Raw genomic sequence first — 12,403 nt, 5'->3', positions numbered from 1 at the left:
GGCGGGCGCGGCCCGGCGCTCAGTGCGCGTGCGGCGTCGGCGGGGGCAGGGGCTCGCCGGCGGCGAGGGCGCGCACCGCGGCCAGCGGGTCGCTCTCGCTGGTCGCGTAGACGCGGACCCCCGCGCGGGCCAGGCGCTGCACGAAGCCGCTCCCGGCGCTGCCGGTGACGATCGCCTCGAGGCCGCTCGTGAAGAGCGGGTGGTCGGTGCCCTGATAGTCGTGCAGCGCCATGCCCGGCGGCAGGTCGAGCCGCTCGACCTCGCGTGGCGCGTCGGCCCCCTCGACCTCGAAGATCAGGAAGCGACGGGTCTTGCCGGCGTGGGGGGTGACGGTGCGGAAGTTCTGGCTCGATACGGCGACGCGCATGCGCGCACTCCTCTAGGACGGGCGGGCGATCGGCGCCGGGGCCGGAGAGGCCGCGGCGCGTCTTCAGTATCCCCGATAGTACCAGCCGTTGTCCCAGCCCGGTGGCCGATGATCCGGGGGCGGCGGGGCGGCGTGCCCGGGGTCGCTGGGGGTGTCGCCCGGCCAGGGCGGCGCCGGGGTCGCGGACCAGGGTCCCTGTCGGCGGAAGCGCTCGCGGTCGCGGTCGATCTGCTCGAGCCGCTCCTCGCGGCGCTGCTGGAAGGCCTGCTCGCGGGCCTCGTGCTGGGCGGCGGCCCAGGGGTCCTGCCAGCGCCGTCGGGCGTCGATCGCCTCCTCGGCCGTCTGGCGTTGCGCCTCCCAGGCGCGTCGCTGGGCGCGGACCTCCGCGAGCCAGGGCGATCCCCCTTCGCTCGTCGCCTGGGCCTGCGCTGCCGAGGGCGGCGCCTCGTCGGCTTGGCCCGGACTCATCGCGAGCAGTGCCCAGAGCGTTGTACAGACCACCCGGGCGGTGGTCGGGCGGCTCGGGTGTGCGGCTGACATCGAAGGCGGATCCGGGGGGTGGCTTATCGGTTGTTCACTGATCGCTTATATAGCGAATCTTCGGTCGGTCACGCAAGCCATTCAACGGATTGCCCGGTCCTCCCGAGCCCGGGGCGTTGCCGGCCGGGACGCCGTCGTCAGTGACGCGGGACCCGCTCGAGGTGGCGGTGGATCTCCTGCTGGAGGCAGTCGAGGGCCTCTTCGCAGGTGATCTGGGTGCCCTCGGGCGAGGTGATGAAGAAGATGTCGTCGACCTCGGCGCCGATCGTCGCGATCTTGGCGTTGCTCAAGCGGATGCCGCAGGCCTCGAAGACCGATCCGACGGCGGCGAGGAGGCCCGGTCGATCGAGGGTCGTCAGGCGCATCACGGTGCGCCGATTGGCCTCGTCGGCCGTGAAGCTGACCCGGGTCTCGATCGGGAAGTGCTTGTACTGGCGCGGCATGCGCCGGGCGACCTCGAGGCTCGGGTCGGCGTCGGCGAGGACCGATTCGAGGGCGTTCTGGATCTCGGCGAGGCGTGCCTCGTCCTCGACCTGGGTGCCACCCTGATCGAGGACCTGATAGCTGCTGAGCGTCATGCTGTCGTCGTTGGTCAGGATGCGCGCGCCCATGATGTTGAGCCCGAGTTGGTCGAGCATCGCCGTCGTGCGGGCGAACAGGCCCTGGCTGTCGCGGGTGTAGATGAAGATCTCGGTGCCGCCGCGCGCCGTCTGGGGGCGGATCCGCACGAGCGGCAGGGCCTGGCGGTCGGCGGCGAGGACCAGTCGGGTCTGCCAGACGATCTCGTCGGGCGAGTTGTGCAGGAAGAAGTCGCGGTTGAAGCCCTGCCAGAGCGCCTGGCAGGCGGCCCTGTCCTGGTCGTCTTGGCCGAGCAGGCGCAGGGCCTCGGAGCGCTTGCCCTCGATCAGCTCGTCCTGCGCCTGGGGGTTGTCGAGGCCGCGCAGCAGGGCGCGCCGGGCGTTGTGGTAGAGCTCGCGCAGCAGGGCGTCGCGCCAGCTGTTCCAGCGCTTCGGGTTGGTCGCGCGCGAGTCGGCTACGGTCAGCAGATAGAGGTAATCGAGGCGGGTAGAGTCGCCGACCTCGGCGGCGAATGCCTGCACGACCTGGGGGTCGCCGATGTCCTTGCGCTGCACCGTGATCGACATCAGCAGGTGCTTCTCGACGAGCCAGGCGACGAGGCCGGCGTCGAAGTCGCTGAGGCCGTGCAGGCGGGAGAACTCCAGGGCCTCGCGGGCACCGAGTTGGGAGTGGTCGCCCTGGCGGCCCTTGGCGATGTCGTGGAACAGGCCGGCGAGGTAGAGGAGTTCGAGCTTCGGGATCTTCTGGGCGATCGCGGTGCAGAGCGGCAACTCGTCGGTGAGTTCCGGGACCGTGTAGCGACGCAGGTTGCGCAGCAGGAACAGGGTGTGCTCGTCGACGGTGTAGACGTGGAACAGGTCGTACTGCATCCGCCCGACGATGTTGGCGAAGGCCGGGATGTAGGCGGCCAGGACGCCGTAGCGGTTCATCCGGCGCAGTGCGCGGTTGATGCCGATCGGTTGGCGCAGGATCTCCATGAACAGGCTGCGGGCGCGCAGGTCGGCGCGGAAGGTGTCGTCGATCAGGTGGCGGTGTTCGCGGATCAGGCGGATCGTGCTGGCGCGCACGCCCTGGAGCTCGGGGTGGGTCTGGAGGATCAGGAAGACCTCGAGCAGGGCCCGCGGGGAGCGGCGGAAGACGCCGTCGTCGGTGACCTCCAGATAGCCGCTACGGCACTGGAAGCGGCGGTTGATCGGCACCGGCGGGCCGAGCCGGTCGCGCAGCAGGATCGCCTCCTCGAAGAGCTGGAGCAGCATCTCGTTGAGCCGGTTGAGCTCCATGACGGTGCGGTAGTAACGCTGCATGAACTGCTCGACGGCGAGGTTGTTCGGCCCGTCGCTGTAGCGGAACTGCTGCGCCAGCGTGCGCTGGTAGTCGAAGAGCAGGCGGTCCTCGCGTCGGCCGGTGAGGCGGTGCAGCGCGAAGCGGATCCGCCACAGGTGGGCCTGGCCCTCGACCAGGGTGCGGTGCTCGTCCTCGGTGAGGAAGCCGTGATCGACGAGATCGTGCAGGGTCTCGGCGGCGAAGTGGCGCTTGGCGACCCAGGCGATCATCTGGATGTCGCGCAGGCCGCCGGGGTTCTCCTTGATATTGGGTTCGAGGTTGTAGGCGGTGTCGCCGTACTTGTGCCAGCGCGCCTCCTGCTCGCGGTGTTTGGCCGAGAAGAAGGCGTCGCTCGGCCACACCCGCTCGGGTGCGATCGCCCGGCGCATCGCCTCGAAGAGTTCCGCCTCGCCGGTGAGCAGGCGCGACTCGATCAGGTTCGTGATGACGGTGATGTCGCTGGCGGCGATGCTCGCGCATTCGGCGACCGTGCGCACGCTGTGTCCCGGTTGCAGGCCGATGTCGAAGAGCAGCGTGATCAGTTCCTCGAGCGGGCCGGCGAGCGGCGCGACGGCTTGCGGGTCGACCAGGACCAGGATGTCGACATCCGAGGCCGGGTGCAGCTCCTGGCGCCCGTAGCCGCCGACCGCGACCAGCGCGGCCGGCGCGCCGGCGGGGACGATCTGCTCCCAGAGTTCGCAGAGGATCCGGTCGATCAGGCGACTGTGGTCCTCGACCAACTCCGTGACCGGGATCCCGTGATCGAACCGCTCGAAGAGGGCGGCGGCCCCGGTGCGCAGACGCTCGCGATAGCGCCCGATGATCGGCGAGAGGTGATGGACTGGGTTGGCTGACGACATGGGCGCCTCGGGGCACTGGGGAACACGGGGCGCGACGCGGCGAGACCGGCGTGCGCGAGGGGTGTCGTCCCTGGCCGCTGCGCGAGTCCGTCCCGCCCGGGTCAACCGGGACGGGGCGCGTCGCGCTCCTCGGCACGCAGGGTCAGGACTTCATGCCCATCGGGGGTCACGAGCACCGTGTGCTCCCATTGGGCCGACAGGCTGCGGTCCTTGGTCACGACCGTCCAGCCGTCTGGCAACTGCTTGATGAAGCGCTTCCCGGCGTTGACCATCGGCTCGATCGTGAAGCACATGCCCGGCTCCAGGGTCAGCCCGGTGCCGGGCTTGCCGTAGTGGAGGATCTGCGGGTCCTCGTGGAACTCGCGGCCGATGCCGTGCCCGCAGTATTCGCGCACGACCGAGAAGCGCTGCGCCTCGACGAAGCGCTGGATCGCGTGGCCGATGTCGCCGAGGGTCGCGCCCGGTCTGACCTGCGCGATGCCGACGCGCATCGCTTCGAGGGTCACCTGCATGAGCCGGCGGGCCTGGATCGAGGGCTCCCCGACGGCGAACATCATGCTGGTGTCGCCATGGTAGCCGTCCTTGATGACGGTGACGTCGATATTGAGGATGTCGCCCTTCTTCAGGACCTTTTCGCCCGGGATGCCGTGACAGACCTGGTGGTTGACCGACGTGCAGATCGAGCGGGGGAAGCCGCGGTAGTTCAGCGGCGCCGGCACGGCCCCTTGGACCTGCGTGATGTACTCGTGGCAGAGGCGGTCGAGTTCGCCGGTCGTGATCCCGGGGCGGACGTGCTCGCCGATCATGTCCAGCACATCGGCGGCCAGGCGTCCGGCGACGCGCATCTTGGCGACCTCGTCGGGGGTCTTGATCGGCACGCTCCCGGCTCTTGTGACGGCATCCACAGTGGGGTTTGAACCTCGTTGAAACCTGAAGAGAATTGCTCGGTCGGAACCCGGTATGGTATAAAACGCGGCGCGTTGCCGCAAACCCGGCCGATCGGGTGGTGGGAATGCCGCGGGTCCGATTCGTGGCATCCCGTCGATCTTCCAGGCGGGTGGCGGTGGCGCCGAGTCTCGCAGACCCGAAGCGAAAAACGCGTGTTTTTCGCTTTATTTTTAGCTGGTGTCCGGGCGCTCGATGTCAAGCGCCGGCACGATCCAAGTCCGCACACGCGCCGTCACAGAGAGCCGGGTGCCCCGCGAGGGGTCGCTGTCTGGGGCGCGTGGAGGCCCAACCCCAACGAGGAATCATTCCGTGACTGAGATTACGATGCGGCAGATGCTGGAGGCTGGTGTCCATTTCGGCCATCAGACCCGCTACTGGAACCCGAAGATGGCCGCGTTCATCTTCGGCCACCGCAACAAGATTCACATCATCAACCTCGAGAAGACGCTGCCGCTCTATCGCGAGGCCGCGAACTACCTGGGTACCCTCGTCGCCAACGGCGGCAAGGTGCTCTTCGTCGGCACCAAGCGGGCGGCGCGCGAGGCCGTGCGCGAAGAGGCCCGGCGCTGTGGCATGCCCTATGTCGATCACCGTTGGCTCGGCGGGATGCTGACGAATTTCAAGACGATTCGCCAGTCCATCAAGCGGCTGAAGGACCTCGAGGCGATGTTCGAGGACGGCAGCATCGAGCGTTTCAACAAGAAGGAGGCCCTCGACCTGAGCCGCGAGCGCGACAAGCTCGAGCGCAGCCTCGGCGGCATCAAGGACATGGATCACCTGCCCGATGCCCTGTTCGTCATCGATGTCGGTTACGAGAAGATCGCCGTGACCGAGGCGAACAAGCTCGGCATCCCGGTCGTCGGCGTCGTCGACACGAACAACGACCCGGGTAAGATCGACTACGTCATCCCCGGCAACGACGACGCGATCCGCGCGGTGCGCCTCTACATCCAGGGGATGGCCGACGCCATCCTCGACGGGCGCGCGACCAGTGCGGCGATCGCCTCGGGCGGCGAGGCTCTCGAGGAGGCGCCAGCCGCCGGCTAGATCTTCAGGTGGCGCCGGCGCTCGCCGGCGTGCCAACCTTTCCGACAAGGAGCAGAATTCATGGCTATTTCAGCCGCACAGGTGAAAGAGCTTCGCGAGCGCACCGGCTCGGGAATGATGGAATGCAAGAAGGCGCTAACCGAGACCGGTGGTGACATCGAGGCCGCCATCGAGTTGATGCGCAAGACCGGGCAGGCCAAGGCCGCGAAGAAGGCTGGGCGGGTCGCCGCCGAGGGTGCCATCATGCTCGCCGTCAGCGACGACGGGCGGCGCGGGGTCTTGGTCGAGGTCAACTGCGAGACCGATTTCGTCGCCAAGGACGCCGGCTTCGGCGAGTTCGCCGAGGCCGTCGTCGCGCAGGCCCTGGCCAGCGACGTCGAGGATGTCGAGGCCCTGATGGCCCTGCCCATGGCCGGCGCCGGGCAGACCCTCGCCGAGGCGCGCGAGGCGCTGATCGCCAAGATCGGGGAGAATATCCAGGTGCGCCGCGTCGTGCGCCTGGACGGGGCGCAGGGTCAGATCCACAGCTACCGCCACGGCGTGCGCATCGGTGTCCTCGTCGATGTCGAGGGGGGCGACGCCGAGGTCGGCAAGGACATCGCGATGCACATCGCCGCGAGCCGTCCGCTCTGCGTGAGCGCCGACCAGGTCGACGGCGATGCGCTCGCCAAGGAACGCGAGATCTTCCGTGCCCAGGCCCTGGAAGAGGGCAAGCCGGAGAAGATCGTCGACAAGATCGTCGAGGGCCGGGTGCGCAAATACCTCGAGGAGATCACCCTGCTCGGGCAGCCCTTCGTCAAGGACCCTGACCTGTCGGTGGAGCAGCGCCTGAACCAGGCCGGCGCCAAGGTCGCGCGTTTCGTGCGCCTGGAGGTCGGCGAGGGTGTCGAGAAGCGCCAGGAGAACTTCGCCGACGAGGTCATGGCCCAGGTGCGCGGCGCCTGACGACGGCTTCGGGGCGCCGCCCCGCGCGGGGCGGCGCGCGCTAACCCAAGGAGAGACGAACGTGGCGACTGCGCCCTACCGGCGGATACTCCTGAAGCTCAGCGGCGAGGCCCTGCTGGGCGATCAGGACTACGGCATCGACCCCAGCGTCGTCGCCCGGCTGGCCGGGGAGGTGCGCGAGCTGGTGGCCACGGGTCTGCAGGTCGCGCTCGTGATCGGCGGTGGCAACATCTTCCGCGGTGCTGGCCTCGCGCAGGCCGGCATGGATCGGGTCTCGGCCGACCACATGGGCATGCTCGCCACCGTCATGAACGCCCTGGCGATGCAGGATACCCTCGAACGTCTCGGGGTGCCGACGCGCGTGATGTCGGCGCTGCGGATCAACCAGGTCTGCGAGGACTACATCCGGCGGCGCGCGATACGCCACCTCGAGAAGGGGCGGGTGACCATCTTCGCGGCCGGCACCGGCAGCCCGTTCTTCACGACGGACTCGGCGGCCAGCCTGCGGGCGATCGAGATCGGCGCCGACCTCCTGGTCAAGGCGACCAAGGTCGACGGCGTCTATTCGGCGGATCCGGTCAAGGATCCGCAGGCCGTCTTCTATCGTCGTCTGACCTACAGCCAGGCCCTGCGCGAGGACCTGCGTGTCATGGATGCGACCGCCATCGTCCTGTGCCGCGACAACGGCCTGCCGTTGCGGGTGCTGAACATCAACGTGCCGGGGGCACTGATGCGCCTCATCTCCGGCGAGGACGTCGGGTCGCTGGTAGAGAGTGGGGACTGAACAATGATCGATGATGTCAAGAAAGATGCCGCCGGCCGCATGGCCAAGAGCGTCGAGGCGCTGCGCCACGAACTGGCGAAGATCCGCACCGGACGGGCCCATCCCGCCCTGCTCGACCACATCATGGTGTCGTACTACGGCTCCGAGGTTCCGATCAAGCAGGTGGCCAACGTTACCGCCGAGGACGCCCGCACGCTCGCGGTGACGCCCTGGGAGCGCAACATGGTCCAGGCGGTCGAGAAGGCCATCATGCAGTCCGACCTCGGGCTCAATCCGAACACGGCCGGCACCGTGATCCGCGTCCCGATGCCGGCGCTGACCGAGGAGCGGCGTCGCGATCTGATTCGGGTCGCCCGGCACGAGGCCGAACAGGCCCGGGTCGCAGTGCGTAACGTACGGCGCGACGCCAACAACGAGCTCAAGGAGATGGTCAAGGAAAAGATGATCTCCGAGGATGACGAGCGGCGCGGCGAGGAACTGATCCAGAAACTGACCGACCAGTACGTCAAGGAGATCGACGGGGTCCTGGCGGAGAAGGAGACGGATCTGCTGTCGATCTGACGCGCGTGTTCCCGAGTTTTGCATCGATCGTGGTCGATCCTCGTTCGGATCCCCTGGTGGGCGCGCCGGCCGGGGTCGTGCCTCGGCACGTGGCCATCGTCATGGACGGCAACGGCCGCTGGGCGCGGCAGCGGCGCCTGCCGCGCACGGCCGGGCACCGTGCCGGCGTGAAGACGGTGCGCGTGATCGTCGAGGAGTGCCTGCGCCGGCGCATCGAGGCCCTGACCCTGTTCGCCTTCAGCAGCGAGAACTGGCGGCGCCCGCGCGCCGAGGTGGACCTGCTGATGCAGCTGTTTCTGCACACGCTTCGCGGGGAGGTGCGCCAACTGCACGAGAACGGCGTGCGCCTGCGGATCATCGGGGAGCGCGGCGCGTTCCCCGATACCCTGCGGCGCCACATGGCGGAGGCCGAGGCCCTCACGGCCGGCAACGACGCCCTGCAACTCCAGGTCGCGGCCAACTATGGTGGTCGCTGGGACATCGCCCAGGCGGCCCAGCGTCTCGCCGCCGATTGCGCGGCCGGACGGCTGGCGCCGACGGCGATCGACGAGACTGCGCTGGCGGCACGCCTGGCCGGCGCCGACCTGCCGGACCCCGACCTCTTCGTGCGCACCGGCGGCGAGAAGCGTATGAGCAATTTTCTCCTGTGGCAGTCGGCCTATGCCGAGCTCTACTTCACCGACCTCCTGTGGCCGGAATTCGACGAGGACGCCTTCGGCCTCGCGCTGGCCGACTATGCGGCGCGCCAGCGTCGCTTCGGGCTGACCGGCGAACAGGTCGTGGCCATGTCCGCACGGGCAGGGGGCTGAGTCTTGCTGATGGTTGGTACCGCTCTGCGCCAGCGCGCGGCCACCGCGGCGCTGCTGATCCCGCTCACGGTCGCCGTGGTCCTGTGGCTGCCGACCCCGCTCTTCGCGCTCTGCCTCGCCGTCGTCGTGCTGTTCGGGGCCTGGGAGTGGGCGGCGCTCGCCGGGCTCGCGAGCCTGCGTGGCCGAGTCGCCTATCTGATCCCGCTCGCCACCGGCATGTGCCTGCTGTGGCTGGCTCCGTCGGGCGGCTGGAGCCCCTGGATCCTGGCCGGCTTATCGCTCTGGTGGTGGTGGGTGGCGCTGACCCTATCGACGATTCGGGTCGTCGAGGCGCAGCGCGGCGTCGCTTGGCGCCTCGCGGCGGCCGGTGCCCTGGTCCTGCTCGGTCCCTGGCTCGCGCTGGTCCATCTCCACGCCGTCGAGGGCAACGGGCCGCTGCTCGTGCTGTTCCTGCTGGTGCTGATCTGGATCGCCGACTCGGCGGCCTACTTCAGCGGTCGGCGCTGGGGGCGGGCGAAGCTCGCGCCCGTGCTCAGCCCCGGCAAGACCTGGGCGGGTGCCTACGGCGCCCTGCTCGGCGGGCTGCTCTGGGGGCTGCTGCTGGTCTGGGGCCTTGGGCTGCGCTGGGATCAGGCCTTGCTCGCGCTGGCGGTCTGCGTGGTCAGCGTGGCCATGTCGATCGTCGGGGACCTCTACGAGAGCCTCCTCAAGCGGCGCCGCGGTCTGAAGGATTCGGGGCGGCTGTTGCCCGGGCATGGTGGTATCCTCGATCGCATCGATAGTCTAACGGCCGCCGCGCCCTGCTTCGCGCTCGGCCTGATCTTGCTGGGGATAGGCAATTGATTGGGATCACGGTACTCGGCTCCACGGGCTCGATCGGCGTCAGCACCCTGGATGTGGTCGCGCGCCACCCCGAGCGGTTTCGCGTCGTCGCACTGACGGCCAACCGCGATGCGCAGGGGCTGGCCCAGCAGTGCCGGCGCGTGCGCCCGGCCTATGCGGTCATGGCCGATCCGCAGGCGGCTGCCCAATTGCGTGAGTTGCTGGCCGACATGAAGGGACCGCCCGAGGTGCTCAGTGGCGCCGCGGCGCTGGAGCAGGTCGCCGCGCTGCCCGAGGTCGGGGTCGTCATGGCGGCCGTCGTCGGCGCCGCTGGCATGCTGCCGACGTTGGCTGCGGCGCGCGCCGGCAAGCGGGTCCTACTCGCGAACAAGGAGGCCCTGGTCGTCGCCGGTGCCCTGCTGATGCGGGCCGTCGCCGATCATGGCGCCCTGCTGTTGCCGATCGACAGCGAGCACAACGCGATTTTTCAATGCCTGCCGCCGAACTATGGCGAGGGGCTCGCGGCCGTCGGCGTCGAGCGCATCCTGCTGACGGCCTCCGGCGGGCCGTTCCGCGATGCCGATCCGGGTACGCTTGCGGGGGTGACGCCGGAGCAGGCCTGTGCCCATCCGAATTGGTCGATGGGGCGCAAGATCTCGGTCGACTCGGCGACCATGATGAACAAGGGCCTGGAGCTGATCGAGGCCTGCTGGCTCTTCGGCACCTCGCCGGAGCGCATCCAGGTCGTCGTGCATCCGCAGAGCGTGATCCATTCGCTGGTCCAGTACGTCGACGGCTCGGTGCTCGCCCAACTGGGAAATCCGGACATGCGCACGCCGATCGCTCACGCCCTGGCCTGGCCGCAGCGGATGGCCTCCGGGGTGATGCCGCTCGATCTCTTCGCCGTGGCGCGGCTCGATTTCCAGCCGCCGGACCTGGTGCGCTTCCCCTGCCTGCGGCTCGCCTACGAGGCGGCCGCGGCCGGTGGCACGGCGCCGGCGGTCTTGAACGCGGCCAATGAGGTCGCCGTCGCCGCCTTCCTGGAGCGGCGCATCGGCTTCACCGACATCGCCCGGGTCGTCGGCGAGACGTTGGCGGCGAGGCCGAGCGTGGCGATCGGCGAGGGGCAGGGCGTCGAACTGCTGCTCGAGGTCGATCGCGAGGCGCGGGCCGTCGCCGACCGCCAGGTCCAAGCCCAGGCCGTCTGAGGGGCGCCGCCTGAGGGGCGCCGCCCGGGGGCGTCGGCACCGCGCGCCGCTGGCCCGACCCGCTGGTCCACCCCGTCGGTGCGCCCGGGGTGTGGCTCGCCGAACGCTTGCCCCTGCCACTGTCACGGTGACGATATGTCCGATCTGCTCTTCACTATCGGTTCCTTCCTGGTCGCCTTGGTGATCCTGATCGCGGTGCACGAGTTCGGGCACTTCTGGGTCGCCCGCAGGCTCGGCGTGCGGGTCCTGCGCTTCTCGCTCGGCTTCGGCAAGCCCTTGCTGCGCTGGACGGATCGACGCGACGGTACCGAGTTTGTCGTCGCGAGCCTGCCGCTCGGCGGCTATGTCCAGATGCTCGACGAGCGCGAAGGCGAGGTCCCCGAGGCGGAACTGCATCGCGCCTTCAATCGCCAGGTCGTCTGGAAGCGGGCAGCCATCGTCGCGGCCGGCCCGCTCTGCAACTTCCTGCTGGCAGTCGCCCTCTACTGGGGCATCCTCGTCGTCGGCGATGTCGGGAACCGCCCCCTGATCGGCGAGGTGGCTCCGGCGTCGGTCGCCGAGACCGCGGGCTTCGCGCGGGGCGACGAGCTCCTGCGGATCGAGGATCGAGCGACGCCGACCTGGGAGTCGGCGGTCTTCGCGTTGCTCGTCGAGGGCCTCGGCGGGCAGGATGTCGCCGTGCGGGTACGCGAGGAATCGGGCGGCGAGGTCGTGCGCTGGCTCGCCGGCGACGCCCTCGAGGGGCTGACCGACAGCCCGGCGATCCTCGCCAACATCGGCCTGGCACCGGCGCGCCCGACCCTCGATCCGGTCGTCGGCGAGGTCCTCGAGGACGGTGCGGCCGAGCGGGTTGGGATCCGGCCCGGCGATCGCATCGTCGCCGCCGACGGCACGGCGATCGGCTCGTGGGGAGAATGGGTCGCGCTGGTTCGCGCCCACCCGGGAACCCCGATCCCGACTGAACTCGTGCGCGATGGCGAGACCCTGCGCGTGACGATCACGCCGGATGTCGTGACCGAGGGCGAGGAGCGCATCGGGCGGATCGGGGTCGCGGTGGCGCTGCCCGAGGGGCCGGGCGAGCGCTACCTGGCCGAGGTGCAGCTCGGTCCGGTCGACGCCGTCGGCGCGGCCCTGGCCAAGACCGCCGACATGACGGTGCTGATGCTGCGGATGGTCGGGCGCATGTTCGCCGGCGACGCCTCGATCGACAATCTCAGCGGTCCGATCGCGATTGCCGAGACGGCTGGCAAGACGGCCAGCTACGGTTTGCTGCCGTTCGTGAAGTTCCTCGCCGCCGTCAGCATCAGCCTGGCGGTCTTGAACCTGTTTCCGATCCCGATCCTCGATGGGGGGCACCTCCTCTACTACTTCATCGAGTGGATCAAGGGCAGTCCGCTCTCCGAGCAGGCCCAGATCCAGGGGCAGCGCCTCGGGATGGTGGTCCTCGCGATGCTGATCACGTTCGCCTTCTACGTCGACATCTCCCGGTTGCTGGGCTAGTTCAGCGCTTTCCCTTATACTGGCGCGGACCTCGGGGGGCCGCCCCTCGGGCGGCCCTGAGGTCGCGCGGGCGTGCGCCGCATCCCCACTCGGGGGCGCCGACGAGGTGG

The 12,403-nt window shown here is 69.4% G+C and carries 12 protein-coding genes; 8 read left to right on the top strand and 4 right to left on the bottom strand.

All coding sequences use genetic code 11. The features are described 5' to 3' along the window. Positions 1-19 precede the first annotated feature (19 nt). The 4 genes from CKO41_RS01225 to map all read right to left on the bottom strand — a co-directional run bounded on the left by CKO41_RS01225 (position 20) and on the right by map (position 4,547). On the bottom strand, positions 20-367 hold the full coding sequence (locus CKO41_RS01225; RefSeq protein WP_200252085.1) for a NifB/NifX family molybdenum-iron cluster-binding protein: 348 nt from the start codon (positions 365-367) through the stop codon (positions 20-22). Positions 368-430: 63 nt separating this feature from the next. Then, entirely contained in the window at positions 431-907 is a 477-nt protein-coding gene (locus CKO41_RS01220; protein ID WP_200381000.1) for a hypothetical protein, read from the bottom strand. A 137-nt stretch (positions 908-1,044) separates the two neighbouring features. Continuing rightward, positions 1,045-3,669: a [protein-PII] uridylyltransferase gene (gene glnD / locus CKO41_RS01215; protein ID WP_200253528.1), complete on the bottom strand. Its 2,625-nt coding sequence runs from the start codon at positions 3,667-3,669 to the stop codon at positions 1,045-1,047. Between the two features lie 101 nt (positions 3,670-3,770). Continuing rightward, entirely contained in the window at positions 3,771-4,547 is a 777-nt protein-coding gene (gene map, locus CKO41_RS01210; RefSeq protein WP_200253526.1) for a type I methionyl aminopeptidase, read from the bottom strand. Positions 4,548-4,926: 379 nt separating this feature from the next. Here map and rpsB point away from each other — a divergent pair, with 379 nt between their 5' ends. The 8 genes from rpsB (at position 4,927) to rseP (ending at position 12,293) form a co-directional block, all read left to right on the top strand. Further along, positions 4,927-5,664: a 30S ribosomal protein S2 gene (rpsB, locus tag CKO41_RS01205; protein ID WP_200253524.1), complete on the top strand. Its 738-nt coding sequence runs from the start codon at positions 4,927-4,929 to the stop codon at positions 5,662-5,664. Positions 5,665-5,724: 60 nt separating this feature from the next. After that, positions 5,725-6,609 (top strand): translation elongation factor Ts, encoded by an 885-nt coding sequence (gene tsf / locus CKO41_RS01200; RefSeq protein WP_200253522.1) that lies wholly within the window; start codon positions 5,725-5,727, stop codon positions 6,607-6,609. A gap of 61 nt (positions 6,610-6,670) precedes the next feature. Beyond that, positions 6,671-7,393, top strand: a complete 723-nt coding sequence (gene pyrH / locus CKO41_RS01195) for a UMP kinase (protein ID WP_200253520.1) — start codon at positions 6,671-6,673, stop codon at positions 7,391-7,393. 3 nt (positions 7,394-7,396) lie between these two features. Then, a complete protein-coding gene (gene frr / locus CKO41_RS01190) occupies positions 7,397-7,954 on the top strand; it encodes a ribosome recycling factor (protein ID WP_200253518.1) in 558 nt (185 codons plus the stop codon). 56 nt (positions 7,955-8,010) lie between these two features. Continuing rightward, positions 8,011-8,763, top strand: coding sequence for a polyprenyl diphosphate synthase (gene uppS / locus CKO41_RS01185; RefSeq protein WP_338113792.1), 753 nt, complete (start codon positions 8,011-8,013; stop codon positions 8,761-8,763). Between the two features lie 9 nt (positions 8,764-8,772). Beyond that, entirely contained in the window at positions 8,773-9,606 is an 834-nt protein-coding gene (locus CKO41_RS01180) for a phosphatidate cytidylyltransferase (RefSeq protein WP_200253516.1), read from the top strand. Next, positions 9,603-10,793 (top strand): 1-deoxy-D-xylulose-5-phosphate reductoisomerase, encoded by a 1,191-nt coding sequence (gene ispC / locus CKO41_RS01175; RefSeq protein WP_200253514.1) that lies wholly within the window; start codon positions 9,603-9,605, stop codon positions 10,791-10,793. The genes CKO41_RS01180 and ispC overlap by 4 nt, the downstream gene beginning before the upstream one ends. A 135-nt stretch (positions 10,794-10,928) precedes the next feature. Continuing rightward, a complete protein-coding gene (rseP, locus tag CKO41_RS01170; RefSeq protein WP_200380999.1) occupies positions 10,929-12,293 on the top strand; it encodes an RIP metalloprotease RseP in 1,365 nt (454 codons plus the stop codon). The last annotated feature ends 110 nt before the right edge of the window (positions 12,294-12,403 follow it).

The organism is Thiococcus pfennigii, assembly GCF_016583835.1.
GTDB lineage: Bacteria > Pseudomonadota > Gammaproteobacteria > Chromatiales > Chromatiaceae > Thiococcus > Thiococcus pfennigii.
This window is presented reverse-complemented; position numbering and strand designations above follow the sequence as displayed.

Bases quoted from the DNA above. Each gene is read 5' to 3' on its own strand.
- rseP (WP_200380999.1), top strand. From the start codon at position 10,929: ATGTCCGATCTGCTCTTCACTATCGGTTCCTTCCTGGTCGCCTTGGTG.
- CKO41_RS01220 (WP_200381000.1), bottom strand. From the start codon at position 907: ATGTCAGCCGCACACCCGAGCCGCCCGACCACCGCCCGGGTGGTCTGT.
- CKO41_RS01225 (WP_200252085.1), bottom strand. From the start codon at position 367: ATGCGCGTCGCCGTATCGAGCCAGAACTTCCGCACCGTCACCCCCCAC.
- tsf (WP_200253522.1), top strand. From the start codon at position 5,725: ATGGCTATTTCAGCCGCACAGGTGAAAGAGCTTCGCGAGCGCACCGGC.
- glnD (WP_200253528.1), bottom strand. From the start codon at position 3,669: ATGTCGTCAGCCAACCCAGTCCATCACCTCTCGCCGATCATCGGGCGC.
- frr (WP_200253518.1), top strand. From the start codon at position 7,397: ATGATCGATGATGTCAAGAAAGATGCCGCCGGCCGCATGGCCAAGAGC.
- CKO41_RS01180 (WP_200253516.1), top strand. From the start codon at position 8,773: ATGGTTGGTACCGCTCTGCGCCAGCGCGCGGCCACCGCGGCGCTGCTG.